Origin of the sequence: Levilactobacillus brevis ATCC 14869 = DSM 20054, from assembly GCF_001433855.1 — a bacterium.
Taxonomy (GTDB): Bacteria; Bacillota; Bacilli; order Lactobacillales; family Lactobacillaceae; genus Levilactobacillus; species Levilactobacillus brevis.
Map to the genome: position 1 here is coordinate 45,995 of NZ_AZCP01000003.1, position 20,966 is coordinate 66,960.

Genomic DNA, 20,966 nt, shown 5'->3' on the forward strand with positions numbered 1-20,966 from the left:
TGCTTAGAGCGTATCAATTTCATCTTTTCGAGGAGGAGTTATCATCATGGCAAGTGTTCATCACCATAAATTACTCTATAGTTTATTCGTATCCTTATTAGCAGCCGGTAGTGTTACTGCCCTGCCCGGCTTAGCCGATACCGGGCAAGCGGCCAAGGTCACCACGCAAACCGACAAGTATCGCGTTCCCACCAGCCAACCGGGATTCAAAAAAGTGGCTAAAAAGTACAAACAAGCCATCCCCATCCAAATCCTCGGCATTAATGACTTACACGGTGGCCTGGAAACCACGGGGAGCGTCACCATCGGGACGAAAACCTATAATGATGTGGGAACCGTAGCCCGGTTAAGTGGTTCATTGGACCAGGCGCAAAACCAGTTCAAAAAGAGCCAACACGCCAAAGCGGCCAATACCTTCCGGGTTGAAGCCGGTGACATGGTCGGCGCCTCGCCGGCTAACTCAACACTGTTAGCCCATGAGTCAACGATGCACGCACTGCGGGCGATGAACTTTCAAATTGGGACGTTGGGGAACCATGAATTTGATCACGGTCTGGGTGAATTTAACCGCATTTTGAAAGGCCATAAACCCGCGGCCAGTGCCGATTCCTTGATTAAAAACTATCCACATCAGGCCTCAAAGATTAACTTGGTCGTGGCCAATGTGGTTAAGAAGTCTAATCATAAGATTCCATACGGTTACAAGCCCTATACCATTAAAACGATTAAGGCCCATGGAAAGACGGCCAAGGTTGGCTTTATCGGTATTGAAACCACCGATCTTCCCCATCTGACTCTGTTGAAAAACTACCAAAACTACCAGGTTTTGGATGAGGCCAAGACAATTGCAAAATACGACAAGATTTTAAATAAAAAGGGCGTCAAAGCCGTTGTGGTAATGGCTCACACGGGCATTGCCAGCCAAGATGGTAAAACTGACGGTAGCGCCGTATCTATCCTGAATAAAGTTAATCAATTGGATAAGCAGAATCACGTTGGGCTGTACGTTGCCGGCCATTCTCACCAATATGCCAATGCTACGGTAGGCAAAACTCACGTGGTCCAGGCCGTTTACACCGGGAAAGCTTATAACGATACGCAAGGCTATATCAATCCGAAAACGGGGAAATTTATGCACTTAGAATCCCACGTCTACCCTGTCTTGCCAGCTAAAGCCAATCCCAAGGCTAAGAGTAACGCAAAAGTCGTTGCGATTGTGAAGGACGCGGATAAGCGAGTGGCACCAAAGGTTAATGCGGTTATCGGTAAGGCGGCCACACCGGAACCCATCACCGGTCGCAATAACAACAGTAAGACCATGGAAAATGCCGCCGGAGAATTAGTGGTCGATGCGCAACGTTACGAAGCCCAAAAGGCCGGAACGACACCCGACTTTGCAATGACTAATAACGGTGGTGTTCGTGCCGATTTGGCGGTCACTAAACAAGGCGATATCACTTGGGGCGCGGCCGTGGCCGTTCAACCATTTGGCAATATTTTACAAGTGGTCGAGATGACGGGCCAACAAATTAAGGATGCTCTGAACCAGCAATACGATGAAAACCAAGCCTTTTACCTACAAATCTCGGGCTTGCGTTACACTTATACAGATAATAATGATGCCAAACAGCCGTACAAGGTCGTTGATATCAAGAAAGACGATGGGACCCCGGTCAGCATGACGGCCACCTATCGCGTGGTGATCAATGATTTCTTGCATGGTGGTGGTGATAATTTCTACGCTTTCAAGAACACACCGATCAAGGCCTCCATTGGCGCTGATACCGATGTCTTTGTCCAATATTTCAAGGATATGGCGGCGGCCAACACCCCAATCAAGGCCCCAACTCTGGATCGCAAGATTTATCAGCCGGCTGGTAGCGCGATGGCTACTCACACACAGCCAGTTGAACAGGTGGCATTGGGATAGAACAGGTATATAAAATAAAAATCACCAACCGCAAGAAAACGCGCGGTGGTGGTTGCTGAGAAACGGTTGACTGGTCGCTAAGGCTGGTTAGCCGTTTTTTGTCGCTTTCAAGTAATGGCTTATACGCGGCACACTAATGTAAAATGGCACCGCCATCTTTAAAATGGTTAACCTTCTTCGCATAATCATACTTACTGAAGCCATGCTTTTTATGGTAACTATATCCGGTAGAAGCAAAGGTTTTACCCTTGCGATAAACAGCATAATCCATGTTGCCGCCGAGTACAAACCCACTTTTAGCCATGTGGCCTTTAAGTCTGTACAAATGCGTACCGATCTTTTTGTACTTTAAATGTGTTACCAGTTGATCGGGCATATTAGACTCGCTGATATCAAACTTTTTAGCAGTAAGTGTATAAGCGGGGCCGAATCCCTGAACCGATGAGGTCCGTTTCCCTTGATACTTGCCACGTAACGCCTTAGGTGTCCCTTTGTGCCAAGTTGCCGCACTAGCCGTTGTCGATACCGTGCCGCCCACTAATAAGACGGTCATCGCCGTCATTGCTAACTTCGCAATTTTTCTCATGTGCTTCTTCCTCCTAATTAAAACTGTTGTGCGCTTTCATTAACTAGTTTAGCTGATTTATCGGTTCAATGTAATCGGATTAGGTATTGCCATTCAGACGTTCTTTTTCCTTGTCGCCTTCCTAAACTACCATGCTGAGAACGCGCAATGATGAATTGAAAGAAGCTTCAAACATGCGCTGGAAAACTCAAGGAAAACGGTTGGTCATAGTGGACTTGAAGGGCTTTCAGAGTTACGTATACTAAGGCTAATAAGGAGGCTACATCGATGATACTACATAAAAAGGAATGGCTGCTAGCTCTATTCACTGTTACAACAGCGTTGGGACTTGCTGACACTACAGCAAACGCCAAAACTATCTGGTCTTTTGGAAATAAAATGAAGACCGTTCGAACCGCTCCAAAATCTATTCGAGGAAATTGGTATGGATTTGGGTACAGTACGGATAAGCATCCCCTCAAACTATCAGTTCGTAAAAAGGGATTCGTTGTCCCGGTTAAAAAACACGGAAAGACTGTCTCCAAGACTCTAACCTATGTTAAAAACTGGAAAACTGCCTACAAAGGCAAGTTAGTTCCTAGCGTTGACTTGCGAAAGGAAAGTCATGGGTGGTATTACTTCTCCGTAAACGGTAATCACTGGAACATTTCTGACAACACCTTTTTCACTGGGATGATTCAACCAGTCAAGTACAAGCACACCACTGCATTGGCATATTATCCAATCACAATCGAAAAAAAGGGAAAAGTATTGCTACTAACGAAGAAAAAATACAACCATCCCGTCTACATGTCCACTAAACATCTAACCATTGTGAATCTATATGGTGGTAAATAGTCGACTGGATACTTCGAACTATCAGGAGAAATAATGATGAAAAAACACTTAAAAAATCTGATTTTACTGGTCGCATCGGCTGGCCTATTTGCTAGTATCACGCCAACCATGACGGCCAACGCCAAAACGAAATACTATACCAATCCCTATACCCTACGTCACCATAAATACTGGTACTCTTGCCAACAAGATTATAATGGTAATTGGAATTATAGCCGACTTCATTTCGCCAAACACAGCGTCTTTTTTGCTACTAAGACCAACCGCAAGGGTAACTGGCACCACAGCCATATCCGAGCGAAATACTACTTCGTTCGTAAACATAACGGTTGGTATACGTTTGGCACTCGAAATAGTGACGATGTCTATCACGTCAAGCCAAGCTGGCGGTATATGAACAATCATAAACATTGGACTTTAGGTGAATTTGACCCATCCAACAATGACGGTGGCTATCAGATCAATCCCCCATACACGGTCTGGTCATACACCACCTTCATGACTAAAGATGGTTGGTATTATACGCTCAATCATTTACCAAATTTCTAGGAGGCCCACTATGCGTAAAGTAAGCTCATTAATCGCGCTGTCTCTGGCGGCCGTGACACTATCACCACTTGTACTACCGACCACGGCCAGTGCCAAAATAACTTATCTTCCCAGCACCATTCGCCATCATACTTGGTATCGACTAACCGATGGCGCCCAAGGTGGCTTTCATGACAAGACTCAGGTTAAGGGAAATAAGCTACACTTAAGAACTGCTGCTGGAAACGCCCAATGGTATTTCACCGGTCTTAAACGACACAGTAAGACTATCTATTACGGCCGTCTGCATTACTCAAAAAAGGCTTCACAACCGGTAAAAGTCAAAATATTTAGTACCAAACATTTCGATATCGTGCCCAAACATATACACGGTCTCAAGGGAAACTACACCGGAAATGAGCAATACGGCGCAACCATTTTCAAACGGTGAGACTTAGTTACCAATATCGCGTTCAAAGCAAAGAGCCAACAAGTGGCGTTATCGTCCGCTTGTTGGCTCTTTGTGTTGGTTTGGATTCTTCTTTTACATCGCTTATGATACGAAGACCCATAACAGCATCTCAACGTTCTATAAGTATACACAGCTGGGTACCACACAATCATACTAACTGAATAGGTACTTCCATGACATAATGACTTTCAAATGAATCAATCAGATTTACGACATAGGATCAGAACCCCCGACATTTTATAACTGACCGCAAAATCGACGCGATATGAATGCAAGAACTCACCCCCCATAGAAAGCCATTAATTCTTTCTAATTTCAGAAGCCATGTGTCGTATTCTCCAATCATTATCTGAACTAAATGTTTTAATTATATCTTGGAAGTTTTCCGTTGTTACATATTTTTTATACCGCATAAGAGTTGTTATTACTTTAGCACGTACTTCAATCGACTCAGAAGTATGTAGTCCTAATATTCTCTCTAACATATCCACTTGATTCTCACAAAAGAGTAGGTAAATGGCAAGTGGGATTACCTCTAAAGTAATTTCTGCATTGTTTGAATTCAGCCAAATTTTAATATAATCATACCTAGCCTTATTACCACTTATATCTCTTTCTATTGCTAGTATGCAAGCCTTAACCGTATACTTATTTGAATTTGCATATACATTTAGCCATACACTATCGTTAGATAATAATGTGTAATTAATAATTAATAATAAACTATTAATGTCACGATACGTTCTAGCAAATGTCTCTATACTCGTAGCTTTTTTAGCTGATTCTGATAAATAGATGTTCCCAACGTTTTTAAAATATTCTGGGACGTTTAAGTTATTTAAATAAATCTTTTCCAAAAGTTCAACCATAACTTCCAATACACCTAGTATGATTGAAAGACTTGTTCCCGTAACAGCCTTCTTTAACAGATCAACTAAAATTACTGTTGCTTTATTAATATCATTCTGTGATAACTCAAAACCAATAATCGCTGATTCCAGGCACCAAATATTTTTATTTCCCCCAAGAGATATCCCACTTTGTTTTGACTCCTCAATGTCTTTTTCTAATGTGCTTTTTAGACCCACTAGGTAATCCTCCGAAAAATTCCCACCATCTAACAATAATCTAAGATTAAAAGTCATAGCCAATGAATGTTCCCTTACACTATTGAGAAGATCAGGATTATTAAGTTCTCTTATTGCTGGTGCAACTAAACTGAAATCACCAAATGGTAATTCTTTAGGAGCCATCTCAGCTAATTCTTTTACTCTGCTACTGAATGTTAACGTATCATATTCATTTACATTATGGGAAACAAGTATTCTGGGAATATAACCTAGATCTATAGGACTTATATGACTCTTCTTCATAATTTTATATGTTAATTCTATAACTTGATTTGGTTTTAGTCTTTTTGAAAGTACTACCAAAGCTGCACCTACACCAATAATGTTTGTATCATCTTTATCTTCAAGAATAGAGTAGATAAACCGAACTGCCTTATCAAAATTACCCTGATTAACCTGTTGGCCCCAATTTTTAATGAACTCAAGCCTGCCCGAAATATTATTTATGCAATACTTCGAATCAAAAATGGAAAACATGTCATCAATTTCATGGTTAAATTGAGAAAACAATAAACGCTTATTTTTATCAAATAGTTTAATCCCGACTTCAGTTTGCCCATTTAAAAAATATAATCTGATCGCCTGTATAACCAAATACGGATCCTCAAACTCTAAACCGTATTTACTAAGTACATCTGCCAATAATCGTCTTGTACCTTTAATATGCGTTGCAGAACCAAAAATTAATGCAATAAAAAAGTAGTCTTGTAACTTTCCCACAATAACTGGCAAAGAGCTACCAAAATTCACAGTATCAGGAGACTGTAAATTATACTTCTGCATTTCATTATCTAATTCCTGCAATGCTTCCGATTTAAATCTATCTAGTACCGGATAAACCAGGATATTTGATCTATTTTCAATTCTCTTTTGAATCTTAGCACTTTCATCATACTGATTGGAATTAAAATATAAGTTTCTGCAATCAATCAACAAATCATCGACTAACCATTCTGGTACCTTTTTTTTACCATCATCCAAATTCTGTAATACATTACTTTCTATTGTCGTTGCTAGTTCATAATTTCTATCCATATTATTCAAAAATGATCTCCATCTTTCTTGAATAATAGGTAAAAATTCACCTAAGCTTTTTTCACTCTTAACAAAATTGATATACTCCTGAACACTTGGTAAATCTGAACCCTGTAGTAACCAGTTAATGGACTTCAACCCAAACTCATTATCCTTAATGTCAATATGTTTTTGAAATAAGGTATCATACAGATTATCTTTATTCTTTTCAAATAAGCTAAGTGTACTAGTGAAATTAACATTACTATTGTTAGTTCCCACAATCTTTGAATACTTTGCTTTTCCTTCAACATCTACAACATATCGTGAGCGTATTTCATCAAGTGTATCTCGTAGAATATTATTACCATTAAAATCTAATAAATTAGTTTCATTAAATGTTTCTCTGTTATCAGCTATCAATTCATTTTTAAAATGCTTGGCATCCATTGTTACCTTTGGATCAATCGCATTGCCATCTATAGTGCTTAAAGTCTTATCAAAATACACAAGCAGAGGAACTTTTAATTCTAACGCTCTTTGGTACTCAGCGTAGGTACCTGATCTTATCACTGATCCAACCAGAAGAATTACTAAATTGGAATTAGTAACTTCATTTAAAAATACACTCTCTGGATCACGTGTTGCAGCCCTATTTTCAATTTCAAACACTTTCAATAACGGATTAGATTCTAATAATATTTTCAAGTTTCTACGAATATCAAGCCAATGTATTCCATGTTCGTCATTCATAGATGAACTAATAAACACTCTAATCTTTTCGTTATCCATATTCAACCCCCCAAAAAATTACAATTTATTTCAGCATTCACCAATTATAAGCGGTTATTTGTGATGTGATACACAAGCGCATCTATCGCATCACTTGTGATATGGACTCCCCTCATTAATCATAAATGCCCGATACACCTGCTCCGTCAGCACCAGCCGCATCAACTGGTGAGGCAGGGTGAACTTACCAAAGGAAATCTGCGTGTCGGCACGCTTCAAGACGGCTGGAGTCAACCCCAGCGAGCCGCCAATCACGAACGTAATATCCGAGTGACCGTACGTGGTTAGATCCTTAATTTCCTTGGCGAATGCCTCCGACGAGCGTTCCTTGCCCAAAATCGCCAGCGCATACACGTACTCGCGGTCCTTGATCTTCGCCAGTATTCGCTCCCCTTCCTCTGCCATTACCCGATCCATTTCCGCTTGCGATAAATTCTCCGGCGCCTTTTCATCTGGCACCTCCACTATTGAAAATTTACAGAAACGCGACAGCCGTTTGGCATACTCCGCAATCCCCTGTTTGAAATACTTTTCCTTGAGTTTACCCACAACCACAAATTTAATGTTCATAATTAGCCTCCTATGCACAGCTTATCCACAAAGTTATCCACAGGTGGATAAGCCGTTTTCCTAGATATAGTGGTTTCATTGGCCCGACCCACTACATTTATTTTTTCTTAAAATGTCAATGATTTTTTAGTTATCCACAAGACACAGACAAAACGCGCGTTCGTTCTGTCCGCTTACAAACCCTACGGTGACAGTCTTTTCGTCCACAATAGCGATCAATACTTTTATTATCCACAGTTATCCCCAATACCTGTGGATAACTTTTGCACCGGTTCCATTCCCGGTTTCACCCTGTTCATAACTTTTCTCCCATTTTGTGGCCAAAGTTATTCCCTGAGTTATCCACAGCCTTGCACCTATCTTTTTTATCGCCTGAATTACTACTCCCAATTTATACCGGTTCGTTCGGCCTTATCCGCCAAGCTGGCGCTTTCATCCCGCTTAATGCCGCCATAAATTTCGGCTTTTCACTAAACAGTTTATCATACTAAAAAAGCGACCGCAGGAAAATTCCCACGGTCGCTTTCATTTAGCGCCTAACTCTCTGACGTTGCCGTCGTCGAGCTAGTCTTTAATTGAGAAGATGTTTCCGTTAATTTAATGGTGCTGGTCTTCTTCTTACCATTGTGATAGTAAGTGATCGAGACTTTATCGTTCAGCTTATACTTGTACAAAATATCTCGCAACGTGGATTGGTCTGAAATCTGATGACCGCCCAGCGCCGTAATCACATCGTACTTGCTCAAGCCAGCCTTCTTCGCTGGTGAGCCCGCCGAAGCACTCATCACCACGACCCCGTTTTCCACATTAGATGGTAACTTCAGGATCGATTTCTGTTGCGCACTAGAAACGTTCGCCAAGTCAACGTAGGTAATCCCTAACGCTGGCCGCACGACCTTCCCGTTCTTGACCAGTTGATTGATGATATTGACCACTTCGTTAGATGGAATGGCAAAGCCCATCCCTTCAACGCTGGTGCCTTCCGCATCACTGGCGATCTTCGATGAGGTAATGCCGACCACTTGGCCACCAACATTAATCAAGGCCCCCCCTGAGTTCCCAGGGTTAATCGCCGCATCCGTCTGGATAACCGTCGCATTTCCGGTTTGCGTTCCCGAAGAATTAGTCGTCTCAATCGTCCGCTTCTTGGCGGAGATGATCCCTTGCGTCAATGACGTTGCGTACTGGCTACCCAGTGGTGATCCAATTGCCAAGGCCGTTTCCCCAACCTTGATATTATCTGAGTTTCCAAATGACGCCACGGTCTTTAATGACGAGCCGTTAACCTTTAAGACGGCCAAGTCGGTAACGGAATCCTTACCAACCAACTTCGCTTGCAGTTGTTTACCGGAACTCGTCACGACTCGTAAGGCTGAAGAGCCGGAAACCACGTGATTGTTCGTCACGATGTAAGCCACGTTACCGTCCTTCTTATAAATCACCCCAGAACCTTCGGAAGCTTCTTCCAGCTCTGACTTGGATTTCGATGAATTGGAGCTCGAGCTTGAGCCGAATAATTGGCCAAGCGTCCCACTACTACTATTTTCCTTCTGTAAATTAATCACCGAGACCATGGCCCCTTTAACCTTATTAAAGGCCTTGGTTGATTGACTCGAGACATTGACGTTGACGTTAGAGGTCTTGGTGTTCCCGGTCGAGTTACTCCCGGCTGGCACCGCCGTATCATTCATCCCACTATTATTAAAGTAGTTGATACCGCCGTACGCAACCCCACCGCCTAAGAGTCCAGCGACCGCAGCCGTCACTGCCACTTTCGTCAGTGTCAGGCCACCCCGCCGTTTCCGTGGTTCCGGAGTTGGTGTGGTTTCTTCATTATGATCATGTTGTTGGTTATTAAATTGATTATTATTGTTATCCATCACATTGCGCTCGCGCGCGAACCCTCCTCATTTAGCGGTCCGAACCAACCGGTCTTCAACCGCTTCGTTATTTTAATACCCCTATCATACCGGGTGCGTGTGAATTTTTTTTGATGATTTAGTGCTGAAGTCCTAAAGTTTCATAAAATTTATAAAGCGACTAGTGGCGTTGCTTCTTCTGGATTGGTATCAATCAATTGGAAGTCATGGCCCACGCCAAAGTCCCGATTTTCCATCATTGACGCCACCGTCAAATGACACAGGGACTGCATATTATTGTGTAAACTACGATGACCGAGATAAATCTTTTTGGTGCGATTACCCAGCACATCCATCAGCGTATCGGCTCCTTCTTCATTGGACAGGTGACCCTTATCACCCAGGATTCGTTGCTTCAAGGGCCATGAATACTCCCCCATCCGCAACATTTCCACGTCATGGTTACACTCCAACAAGTACGCGTCCGCATCGCTAATGATGCCTTCCACATGTTCCGAAACATACCCGGTGTCCGTCAAAATGACAAACGTCTTGCCGTGGTAGTGAATCGCGTAGAACTGCGGTTCTGCCGCGTCATGGGAAACTGAAAAGCTTTCCACATCAATATCGCCAAAGGTCTGCACGGTATCCGGCGCAAATAAGTGCTTTTGTGCCAGATCTACCTTGCCAATCTTGGAACTCATGGCGTCCCAAGTCCCTTCATTAGCATAAACATTCAACTGCTCATAACGCCGGGCTAAGATCCCAACGGCTTGGCGGTGATCGCTATGTTCGTGGGTCACCAACAAGGCATTGACGTCTGCCATCTTGCGGTCGATATCACCCATTAACTTCTCAATCTTTTTACCACTCAAGCCCGCATCAATCATAATGCGCTCGTTAGGGCTCTCCACGTAGCAAACATTACCAGTGCTACCACTCGATAACACACTGATCCGTAAGTCATCGGCTACTGTTATTTTCGTCCGCAAATCCAAATTGACCGCTCCTTTATTTCAATACCGTAATCATACCGCATCTGAGTCGCTTTGTAACTAATATTAATCTCGTTATCTCGCAATTAACGCGACCCCGGTCCAAGAAAAAAGGCTACCCCACGGCAGCCTCTTCACATCATTTTCGTTACTCACTCGTCGTTGTCGAGCCGCTAACCGTCTTCACATTGCTATCATTCGTTAGGATGGCCCCGGTAAAGGCATTCACGTGCTTCAACTGTAAAACACCAGCGTTATTGCCACTATTGGACTTAACCGCGACAACCCACGTGGGAATATAAACGCTACTATTCTTCAAATTGAAATAACGGGTGTAGGCCAATTTTGTCCAAACCACCTTGGTATTGTTGGGAATCTGATTATATTGATACAACCAGATCAACGCTTTACGTTCCGAGATGGTTTCCGTCTTTTCCCGCAACGTTGAGACGTTTGCCAAGTAGCCTTGCGTATAGCCAGTCACAGTGCCCGCATTGGTCAGGCTAAAGCGAATCTCACCATACCGCGAATAGATTGGGCCATCCGCCACCTCCTGCGTATAGACCACCGTATTACGACTAGAAAGCTTGGCATTATACGTGTAGTCCGTCCCGTTAAGAATCAGCGTACTGTTGCTGACCACGGTATCCAAGGTCTTATCCGGATGCTGCGTATCCACGCCGGTAATCGGCGTCTTAAACGTTGACGTAATGGTGCCATCACTTTGGTAACGCACCGTTTGATTACTCAAACTGGTCAGGCTACTCTTGATACTACTATCGTTACTCGTTGAAATGTAATACCCCTCGCCACTCTTTTTAGAAGGCGCCTTAAAGGAAATATTATCAGCCCGCATTTCCTTTAAAATGGTGGTATCACTACTAGAACGGTTCGATGACGTATCCGTTTCACCAGACGTATCACGCTGGAAGGCGGCAAACAAGAATATATCGATGACAATGAACGCAACGAGAAACAACCACTCAATGCGGCGAAAATCCATGCCGGACCGCCCTCCTTTACTGTTATGCCTGTGTCTTTAGCATTTGGGTATACGTCTTCCAGCTACCGGCGTAGTACACGTACCAGGTTGGCGTTAAATTAACCACCTTGTCAGAAGACGTCGACGTCTTCCACTGATACCCTAACTGCAACGTGCTGATTTTCTTTTGACTATACCCCGCCGCTGTTAGCTGGTCAATGACCTGTTGGGTCCCTGGCAACGTCGCGGACTTTTTATCCGTTGGTACTGGAACTTGTAAACTATACAGTGAGAAATTATACCGCCGAACGCCTTGCGATAGCATCTGAATCCTAGCCGCCCCATAATCACTTTGATTAAAGATGGGGAACCCTTCGACAAAGCTCCGGTAAGTCACCGTTGATTTGCCCGTATCATAGCCATAGTAACGTAAGTTTTCCATCGGCAACCCAATGGACTTCACCGCTGAGTAACCAGCCGTCAACGCCTGGCTAAAGCTCAATGAGGCTTGCATCGCGCTATAATCCTCAAATAATGCGGTCCCCCGCTTATTGTAGACGGTCATTTGCCGCGATGCCCCATCACTATACGTGGTGCTATCTTTATTCTTCTTAGCTGACACGTTGGTCGATTCCCCACTATTTAACAAACGCGTGGTAAAGTAATCGGTCGACTGCTGGTTAACCAAATAACTATAGGATGGGACGGTCACCTGACTCGTGACGTATGGCATAACTGTTTGGTTCAGCCAATCCAGTTTCACATTAATCCGAAATAAATTCTCCTGCAAGATTTGTTTAAGCGCCTGCGTGTGACTTTTGCGTACCGTCACCCGGTAAACCCGGTGATCCTGATCGTTTAACAGGTAAATATCTCCCGTATCCGTCAGCGGTACCAAGATCCGTGAGAACTTAGTCGCCGTACGATTAAGCTGACTGCCAAAAACCGTGTTATACATCTTCACGTTGATTGGCGCCGCATAGGACAGCAAAACGCTACTCTTGGTTTGCAAAAACTTCATGTAAGCCGCTTTTGATGACACGTTAACCGTCCGCACACGTCCCAGTTCCCATTTTGACAAGGCTTCTCTGATCTCCGTTGTCAAACTCACTTTACGGTTGTTCAACAACTCCTGATTCCCATTAGCATTCGTATAAACCACTTGCGTCGGTAAGTACACGTCCTTTTGGGGGCGCGCACTTAATTCAGTCGTCGTGGTATTCGAACTACGCTGCCGGTTACGTTCATACTGCGCTGGGTTCGTCCAAATCATCGCTGACAAGGCTACACTCACCGCTACAGCAAGGGTTAATCCCAGAGGCAAAAAGGTTTTAGTTATCTTCATCCCAGAGATCCTCCTCATCATATGGCTTATAAGGCAAGGAAATATAGAACGTCGATCCGCGCCCTTCACGACTGTCGACCCAGATTCGGCCACCTAACATTTGCACAACTTCTCGCGAAATGGCGAGGCCCAAGCCGGTTCCCCCTTGTGCCCGTGAACGGGCCTTATCAACCCGGTAGAACCGATCAAAGATCCGCGGAATATCTGCCCGTGGAATCCCCAATCCTTGGTCAGAAACACTTAAAATGACGTTGTTATGGGTCTCTAGTAGGCGAGCCGTCACGACCCCACCGTCTGGCGAATACTTAATCGCATTATTCATCAAATTATCTAGCACTTGTGTAAAGCGGTCGGTGTCGATTTCCACCCAGAGATCACGCTTCGTGAAGTCCCGTTTGATGGTATACGTTTTTTCCGGCTGGTCATCTTGTTTTAACATCATGTCAAAACGATCCAAGACGTAGTTAAACAACTCATTTAGGTTGACCATTTCCAACTCAACTCTTTGCGTCCCGGAGTCCATCCGTGACAAGGTCAAGAGGTCATTAATCATCCGAATCATCCGGTCCGTTTCTTCTTGTGTCACCTTTAAGAAGTCTGGTGCCACCTTAGGGTCCTTCCAAGCACCTTCTGACAAGGCTTCAATGTAAGACCGCACACTGGTTAATGGTGTCCGCAACTCATGAGACACGTTTGACACGAACTCACGCCGATCTTGGTCGATCTTCTGCTGTTCCGTGACATCATGCAGCACACAGACCAACCCAGAAATAAATCCGGATTCCCGTTGAATAAGTGAGAAGTAGGCCTGCAAGATCAGATCGTGTTCCTTGGTTGAAAAGTCCAAGACCAAGTCATCTGGGTCTTCCAGAAGTTCACGTAACGTATAGTCATCCCGAATATCCAATAAGTCCAAGATTGACTTGCCCACTGCATCATCCGGTTCATGATCCAAAAAGCTGCTAGCCGTTTCATTAATAATCGTCACGTTCCCCCGGCGGTCGGTCGCAATCACGCCGTCCGTCATGTGGGCCATAACTGAGTCCAACCGTCGCCGCTCAGATTCCGTAGACTCCTGGGCTTCTTCCACCCGGACTGACAGGTTATTAACCGCACTAGCCAACTGACCCAATTCATCATTACCATAAACATGAACGTGGCCCGAGTAGTCGCCACGAGCGATCCGCAACGTTTGCTTCTTCATTTCATCAATCGGTCGGGTAATTGCCCGGGAAATAATGATCGCCATGACCAGTCCCAAAATGATGGCTACAAAAGTAGCGGAGACATAGATCAAAGTAATCTGGTTAATATTTTGGTAAACGGAGTCTAAACTCGACCGCATATAAATAACCCCGACTAATTCGCTGTTATTGCCTTGGGTACGAATTAAGCGCGTAATGGTGGTATAGTAGCGGCTATTGCTCTGAGAGCTATAGGTTGTCCGCACCACGTCTCGGTTATTATAAATGGCATTCTTAATGTTATTGTCAGTAGTTTTTTGCCCAACAATTCCTTGGTTATCCACTTCGTTAGTTCCGCGGATAATTCCTTTATTATCAATGACGCGGATCTGCGCATTATTAGTGTTGTTGATTTCCGACAGCGTCGATTTAATTTGCTTATTACTTTTGGTCATCCCACTCGTCGATAGCTCATCTGACAAGCGATTGACGATATGCGTTTGGACGACCTGTTGGGCCTTAAACGTATTTAAATTTTGCCGTTCCAACTGCCGGACAAAGACGGCACCAACGATCTCCAGCGTTAACAGGAGGAGTAGCGCGAAGACCAACGCAATCTTAAAATGAATCGACTGAAACCATCTAATTTTACTATTCACGAAGTCACATACTCCTCAATGCGAGATTTAGCGTTATCGCTAGGTTAAGCTTGATCGGAATCCGGGTTACGTAAGTAGTAACCGACCCCACGGCGCGTCACTAACCACGTTGGGTGACTCGGGCTATCTTCAATCTTTTCCCGTAACCGCCGGACTGTGACGTCCACCGTTCGCACATCACCAAAGTAGTCATAACCCCACACTGTTTGTAGCAAGTGTTCCCGCGTCATAACTTGCCCAATGTGTTGGGCTAGGTAATGGAGCAATTCAAATTCACGGTGGGTCAACTCGATGTTGGCACCCCGCTTAGAAACAGAGTAAGCCTCTGGATGAATCGTCAAATCGCCAATTTCAATGTCTTGGTTTTCTGGTTCTTCGGGTTGAGCATGGGCTGCCGTGTTTTGCCGCCGTAAGTTAGCCTTAACCCGCGCCACTAATTCCCGGTTAGAGAATGGCTTGGTGACGTAATCATCCGCCCCCAATTCTAGTCCCAAGACCTTATCCAATTCAGAATCCTTAGCCGTGACCATGATAATCGGCATGTCATGCTTCTTGCGAATCTCACGAGCAACTTCTAGTCCATCAATCTTTGGCAACATCAAATCTAGGATCACTAAGTCGGGGACGTCTTCTTCAACGGCTTGCACCGCTGCTTCACCATCGTAGGCAACCGCTACTTCATACCCCTCTTTTTCGAGGTTAAATTTCATAATATCAGAAATCGGCTTTTCATCATCAACAACGAGAATTTTCTTAGGCATAGTAAAAATTTCCTCCTTAAGGGAAATACAAGTGAATCCGGTAATTGCAGGATTACCGGCAGGCCAGCCATCGGGTGTCACATTACCACCGACAATGGGGCCACTACGTTAGTTTTTAATCTTTCATCGTTTAAAGTCAAGGAATAATGGTCCCCACTAATTAGGGGCACCCGTTTCAAGGCGTTGCCCGACCTGATAACGTTCCAGTGTCGGCAAAATCAACGCTACCTGAATTATAACACATCATGAAACTTCTTTCAGTCCTAGAGAGCCAAGCTTTTAAGGTTTCTTTAACCGGATATTTCCCGGGAAATGATGCTTCCATTAGTCAGCTGTTTAAATTTTCACTGCGCATTGATTTTAGTAAGCGCTTTCATCAAGCCTGCTTCCTTTTATCATTTTAACTGTCACTTATCTAACGCTGTACCAAACGAGTTACTTGTTACTCATACCACGAAATCGCCGCCTATCTTACCTATTACCCGGCTATTTTTTGCCGGAAATCTTACTTGATGATCCCCTTGTCGGCAACAGCTAAACCATAAAATGCAAAAAAAATTGAATAAAAATCAATTTTTTTCAAAAAAGGGGTTGCGCACCTCTGGCCTGCATGATATGATAGTTCTCGTTGATATGGAAGACATACAACTTAATCACATGGGCAGTTAGCTCAGCTGGCAGAGCAACGGACTCTTAATCCGTGGGTCCAGGGTTCGATCCCCTGACTGCCCATCACTTACTAATCAGCTTTCACGAAGTCGACTTCGTGGTTGCTGATTTTTTTGTACCTTCAAGTATAAATATCCGTATCGCTTATGTTTATTCATCGACTATCAGCGACAACCGCACGGCCAGTTCAGACGTTAATTTTCTGAAATGGCCGTGTTTTAGCACGCTCCCGTTATTTTGTCTCCTAGACAGACCCACGCAAATTGTTTTAAGCTTAATATGTTTACATTGGCAGTTAGCTCAGCTGGCAGAACAACGGACTCTTAATCCGTGGGTCCAGGGTTCGATCCCCTGACTGCCCATTGATCAACACCAGTAAGTGTCATTAAGGTTCATTTAACGGCGTTTTAACAGCTTTTGTAAAAAACGACAACTCATTAAATATCAGCGAAGATCACTTCGATGGTAGTCAAAATGGTAGTCACTATCAAAAGAAAACCCGTTGTGTAAACCACGTTTTATACGACTTATGTATAATCGAAAGAAGAAATTTGGGTATAAGTTACCTGAGTTTCTTTTTTTGTGTCTTAAAATCCCTCCAGCAAAGATGTATTGAGACTTTTGCTTATTGTATACAATCTGGAACAAAATGATATTGAGGGGCCTTTAGAATACAAATACCCTCAAGAGTAAAGTGCTGTGAATTACGCTTTACTCATGGGGGTATTTTACGTCGGGCACGCATAGGAACTATTCTCTCGGATTTCTCTTACTGTAAAACCATACAAGCGCACAGTCCAAAAGTACACCTACAACTAGTACTAAAATGATTAATTTTATAATCAACCGAATTGAAATAGCCGCGATGCCCAGCCCAAAGACAGACAAAACCAATGTTAGAAACAGGTTAAGCGCAATTGCCGTAACAACCCACTTACTAGGGCGACTTGACCAAAAGAACGATTTAGTGCGTGTCATCAAAATTGTTAACATGGCACTTGCAATCAAGAAAACGTACATCGCACTGCTTATTTGGCCCGCAGCTAATTCCGACTGATGTAACCAAGTTAACATCGCAATACCTGTCACTGTCCAACCAACCGTCAAAATACCCGCAATGCTGCTAAGACGCCGAAAATTCCATTGTTCTGGCTTGTAGGAAATAGTTGTATTGTCGGTCCCCAGCACCAAAGTAACAAGATCATTTAAAATAGCCACTAGTACCATCGCATTTAAGGACAATGGGATTTGCTTAAAAACTAAATAACCAAAAGTTAACATCAACGTTAGTTCGGCCGTTCGAGCTAATTTAGTAATGGTCCATGTCATCATACGTTGGTACACGCGGTGACCACTATCTAAAATTTGGGGAAAGGAAGATAAACCAGTTTTCATTAAAATAATCTTTGCCGATTTTTTAGCTAAATCAGCTGCATTTGCCACTGCTACACCGACTTCAGCCCTTTTTAGCGCTGGTGCATCATTGATGCCATCACCAGTCATCCCAACCACATATCCATCAACCTGCAACTTCTCCACGATTGCAAGTTTATCTTCGGGCAAAACACCAGCAATGCCAGCGACTTTACTAAAGTCGGTCATCTTTTGAAAATCTTCTGATGCAATGATATCGCCTTTTAGTCCGACTTCTCTAGCTACTTGCTGAGCAGTCACTGCGTTATCACCAGTTAACATCATGACACGGACTCCTCGACGCTGAATTTCCAAAATTGACGCTCGGCTATCGTTCCGCGGCGCATCGCGCAAAATAAAAATACCGATTAACTCATCATCATCCGTGACGGCCAATGAACGTCCAGTATTCAATTGTTTGCGCCATTTAGCACTCTCAATCGTATCTGCGTCAACTAATCTTTTGAGAGATCCTAAGCGAATTACATGTGATTTTTGGCTAGTATTTACTATCGCCTCGGAGTACCCCAGACTAGGGTCAAAGGGTTTAAAATCTAACGCGTTATACTGACCCATTTTTTCTGTGTACGATTGAACTGCGGTATCGACGACACTAGGTTGATGATAGTCAGTCGCTTGTCTAGCAAGGTATAAGACATCATAATCCGACAGTTGGCTTGTATTCAGAAAAGACACGACCTTCGTTTGATTTTCCGTAATTGTTCCTGTCTTATCAACCAGCAAGATATTTAAGTTACCGGCTTCTTGAATACCCGTTAAGTTGCTCACTAGAATATCTTCGTCACTTAAAACTCGTGCTTCAACAGCGTTTGCAACAGAAAAACTTGATGGCATTGCTATGGGGATAGTAGCAATAAATAACATTCCTAAGAACGGCACCATAGACAATGAGCTTTCGCCCCGAATAAACGAAGTTATTAAAATTACTACTGCTAATACTGTATCTAAAATTGCTAGATAACCAATAATTCTACTTAATAGTTGCTGTAAATGTCCTGGAGCTGAAGAGGTTGTCGCCAAATTAACGGTTTTGCCTGAGCGACTTCTTGCACCGGTTGCAATTACTTCTGCCATAGAATTACCCTTTAATATCTCAGTACCCGCATAGACGTTGTCTTTAACCGATTTTGTAACAGCCGTTGATTCACCTGTGATGCTACTTTCATCAACTTCAAGGCCACTATCCAACAATTGGGCGTCTGCAGGTATGAGATTGCCCCGGTGCAAATCTATAATATCTCCCACGACTAATGCCCTGCTTGGTATTGAAATCCATTTATCAGACCTAATCACACGGGATGTCAAACTTAACTGTTTGGAGAGCTTACCGAGAACTCGACTGGCACGCCCCTCCTGAACCGCACCATTTATAGCGGCAAATAGAAGCATGAGCACAATAAAGCCAGCTTGTATTGTCTTACCCAGCACTATCTCAATAATTAGCGCTACTTCTAGAATCCACGCGGATGGTTCCCACAAACGACTCAGTACGGATTTGCCAAAATTAAAATCATGACTGGCAACTTCGTTTGGACCATCCTTTTTTAAACGCAACTCCGCCTGCTCATCTGTTAACCCCTTTAAAGTCATCGTTTCCCACTTCCTCCTATGAAAGAAAATAAAAAGACGCCTATTGTCCCGAGACTAACCCCAGAACAATAGACGTCATCAAATTTAAAAATTAATTACGGCGAACGTCATCGCCTATGTTATTAGACTTAGTTTACTTCATAAGTCTGTCGGTTGCAAACCAAAAAATTGCTCATTTGATCATTCTTGTTACCTCTTGCACTTTCAAAAAAATGGCAGTATAATGACTTCGAAACAACGGTGATGGTGTTCACCGAAAAAAACTATTCATTAGAATTGACGACACCTACCTCTATTTTAATTGGAGGTAGGTGTCGTCTTTTTTTTAGAAAGAAGTCCTATCTATGTCAGTTTATATTGAAAAGGTTCACGCCAGAGAGGTCTACGATTCTCGTGGCAATCCAACTGTTGAGGCGGATGTTATTTTATCTGATGGTACCCTTGGTCGAGCAGAAGTTCCATCTGGTGCTTCCACTGGCGAAAAAGAAGCTATTGAATTACGTGATGGTGGTACTCGCCTGCAGGGCAAAGGGGTTTTAAAGGCCGTCAACAATGTTAACACTGAAATTAACCAAGCCTTACATGGATTAGACCCATTAAATCAACCACTAATTGATCAAACAATGATTGCGCTAGATGGAACCGACAATAAGGCCCGCTTGGGTGCCAATGCAATTCTGGGTGTATCTATGGCAACTTGTCGCGCGGCAGCCAATTTCCAAAAAGTCCCACTGTACCGTTACTTAGGTGGGACTGACTTAGAACTCCCTCAATCTTTCCACAACGTTATTAACGGCGGTAAACATGCAGATTCAGGGATTGATACGCAAGAATTTTTGATTACTCCCGTTAAGCGTAATTCATTCCGTGATGGCATTGAGAAAATTGCCAACACCTATCACACGCTAAAGACTATTCTCAAAGAAAGAGGATATGATACCGGGTTAGGTGATGAAGGTGGATTCGCGCCTCATTTGGCTTCAACTGACGATGCTATCAAAATCTTAATTGAAGCCATTAAAACAGCGGGGTATAAGCCGGGGTCAGAAATTGCGATTGCAATAGATCCTGCATCATCCGAATTCTACAACACCGAAACCGGATATTATCAGTTTGAGGGCGGTCAAAAATCCCCCGATGAAATGATTCAGTACTATCAGAATTTGGTATCTGAGCATCCCGAAATCATTTCAATTGAAGATCCTTTTAGTGAAGATGATTGGGAGAATTATGCTAAGTTCACTACTGCTATGGGAAATAAAATTCAGATAGTGGATGATGACATAGTCGTTACCAATCCAAAAATCATCCGTGAAGCGATCAAACAAAACGTTGGGAACGCGATTTTGATTAAACTCAATCAAATTGGGACAGTTACTGAAACGTTAGAGGCCATTAGACTCGCCAAGAAGAATAACTTTACTGTCATGATTTCCCACCGCTCCGGCGAAACTGGCGATACATTTATTTCTGACTTTGCAGTGGCGACAAATGCCGGTCAAATCAAAACCGGCGCAATGGCGCGTTCTGAAAGAGTCGAAAAATACAATCAATTTCTTCGCATTGAAGAAGAGCTCGGAAAAGGCGCAAGACTAGCACACTTCCCAAACGACGTTGATTTTGATTAAT

Annotated in this window: 15 protein-coding genes, 2 tRNA genes and 2 riboswitches; of the genes, 7 read left to right on the forward strand and 10 right to left on the reverse strand. The window is 43.4% G+C overall.

Annotation, left to right across the window (positions count from 1 at the left end; all coding sequences use genetic code 11):
• Nucleotides 1-46: 46 nt before the first annotated feature.
• The gene (locus FC61_RS06055; RefSeq protein ID WP_021741318.1) at nucleotides 47-1,930 is read left to right on the forward strand and encodes a bifunctional metallophosphatase/5'-nucleotidase; all 1,884 of its coding nucleotides are present in this window, start codon (nucleotides 47-49) and stop codon (nucleotides 1,928-1,930) included.
• 133 nt (nucleotides 1,931-2,063) lie between these two features.
• On the opposite strand, the gene FC61_RS06060 is transcribed toward FC61_RS06055, so the two are convergent.
• A complete protein-coding gene (locus FC61_RS06060; RefSeq protein WP_021741319.1) occupies nucleotides 2,064-2,516 on the reverse strand; it encodes a hypothetical protein in 453 nt (150 codons plus the stop codon).
• A gap of 267 nt (nucleotides 2,517-2,783) precedes the next feature.
• Between FC61_RS06060 and FC61_RS06065 the strand changes: the two genes are divergently transcribed.
• The 3 genes from FC61_RS06065 to FC61_RS06075 are packed head-to-tail and all read left to right on the forward strand — an operon-like array spanning nucleotide 2,784 to nucleotide 4,332.
• A complete protein-coding gene (locus tag FC61_RS06065; RefSeq protein ID WP_021741320.1) occupies nucleotides 2,784-3,353 on the forward strand; it encodes a hypothetical protein in 570 nt (189 codons plus the stop codon).
• A 36-nt stretch (nucleotides 3,354-3,389) separates the two neighbouring features.
• Nucleotides 3,390-3,902 carry a hypothetical protein gene (locus tag FC61_RS06070; RefSeq protein ID WP_021741321.1) on the forward strand — a complete coding sequence of 171 codons (513 nt, stop codon included), beginning with the start codon at nucleotides 3,390-3,392 and terminating at the stop codon, nucleotides 3,900-3,902.
• A gap of 10 nt (nucleotides 3,903-3,912) precedes the next feature.
• The gene (locus FC61_RS06075) at nucleotides 3,913-4,332 is read left to right on the forward strand and encodes a hypothetical protein (RefSeq protein ID WP_035464312.1); all 420 of its coding nucleotides are present in this window, start codon (nucleotides 3,913-3,915) and stop codon (nucleotides 4,330-4,332) included.
• 320 nt (nucleotides 4,333-4,652) lie between these two features.
• Here FC61_RS06075 and FC61_RS06080 read toward each other — a convergent pair whose 3' ends face one another.
• From FC61_RS06080 to yycF, 8 genes are all read right to left on the reverse strand, one after another.
• Nucleotides 4,653-7,289, reverse strand: coding sequence for a hypothetical protein (locus tag FC61_RS06080; protein ID WP_021741323.1), 2,637 nt, complete (start codon nucleotides 7,287-7,289; stop codon nucleotides 4,653-4,655).
• 90 nt (nucleotides 7,290-7,379) lie between these two features.
• Nucleotides 7,380-7,859 (reverse strand): 23S rRNA (pseudouridine(1915)-N(3))-methyltransferase RlmH, encoded by a 480-nt coding sequence (gene rlmH / locus FC61_RS06085; protein ID WP_011666849.1) that lies wholly within the window; start codon nucleotides 7,857-7,859, stop codon nucleotides 7,380-7,382.
• A gap of 536 nt (nucleotides 7,860-8,395) precedes the next feature.
• Nucleotides 8,396-9,739 carry a S1C family serine protease gene (locus tag FC61_RS06090; protein ID WP_021741325.1) on the reverse strand — a complete coding sequence of 448 codons (1,344 nt, stop codon included), beginning with the start codon at nucleotides 9,737-9,739 and terminating at the stop codon, nucleotides 8,396-8,398.
• 149 nt (nucleotides 9,740-9,888) lie between these two features.
• Nucleotides 9,889-10,698: an MBL fold metallo-hydrolase gene (locus FC61_RS06095; RefSeq protein ID WP_191976681.1), complete on the reverse strand. Its 810-nt coding sequence runs from the start codon at nucleotides 10,696-10,698 to the stop codon at nucleotides 9,889-9,891.
• Nucleotides 10,699-10,861: 163 nt separating this feature from the next.
• Nucleotides 10,862-11,716 carry a two-component system regulatory protein YycI gene (locus FC61_RS06100; RefSeq protein ID WP_021741327.1) on the reverse strand — a complete coding sequence of 285 codons (855 nt, stop codon included), beginning with the start codon at nucleotides 11,714-11,716 and terminating at the stop codon, nucleotides 10,862-10,864.
• Between the two features lie 22 nt (nucleotides 11,717-11,738).
• The gene (locus FC61_RS06105) at nucleotides 11,739-13,040 is read right to left on the reverse strand and encodes a YycH family regulatory protein (protein ID WP_021741328.1); all 1,302 of its coding nucleotides are present in this window, start codon (nucleotides 13,038-13,040) and stop codon (nucleotides 11,739-11,741) included.
• A complete protein-coding gene (gene walK, locus FC61_RS06110) occupies nucleotides 13,027-14,883 on the reverse strand; it encodes a cell wall metabolism sensor histidine kinase WalK (RefSeq protein ID WP_021741329.1) in 1,857 nt (618 codons plus the stop codon). The genes FC61_RS06105 and walK overlap by 14 nt, the downstream gene beginning before the upstream one ends.
• A gap of 44 nt (nucleotides 14,884-14,927) precedes the next feature.
• Nucleotides 14,928-15,644, reverse strand: a complete 717-nt coding sequence (gene yycF / locus FC61_RS06115) for a response regulator YycF (protein WP_011666843.1) — start codon at nucleotides 15,642-15,644, stop codon at nucleotides 14,928-14,930.
• A gap of 659 nt (nucleotides 15,645-16,303) precedes the next feature.
• Between yycF and FC61_RS06120 the strand changes: the two genes are divergently transcribed.
• A tRNA-Lys gene (locus FC61_RS06120) sits at nucleotides 16,304-16,376 on the forward strand.
• A gap of 227 nt (nucleotides 16,377-16,603) precedes the next feature.
• Nucleotides 16,604-16,675 (forward strand) — tRNA-Lys (locus FC61_RS06125).
• 388 nt (nucleotides 16,676-17,063) lie between these two features.
• Here the strand turns inward: FC61_RS06125 and FC61_RS06130 are convergent.
• Nucleotides 17,064-19,337: an HAD-IC family P-type ATPase gene (locus FC61_RS06130; protein WP_021741333.1), complete on the reverse strand. Its 2,274-nt coding sequence runs from the start codon at nucleotides 19,335-19,337 to the stop codon at nucleotides 17,064-17,066.
• A gap of 62 nt (nucleotides 19,338-19,399) precedes the next feature.
• Nucleotides 19,400-19,461: riboswitch (Fluoride riboswitch) on the reverse strand.
• 106 nt (nucleotides 19,462-19,567) lie between these two features.
• A riboswitch (Fluoride riboswitch) is annotated at nucleotides 19,568-19,633 on the forward strand.
• Nucleotides 19,634-19,681: 48 nt separating this feature from the next.
• Here FC61_RS06130 and eno point away from each other — a divergent pair.
• Nucleotides 19,682-20,965, forward strand: coding sequence for a phosphopyruvate hydratase (gene eno, locus FC61_RS06135; protein WP_021741334.1), 1,284 nt, complete (start codon nucleotides 19,682-19,684; stop codon nucleotides 20,963-20,965).
• Nucleotide 20,966: the final 1 nt, after the last annotated feature.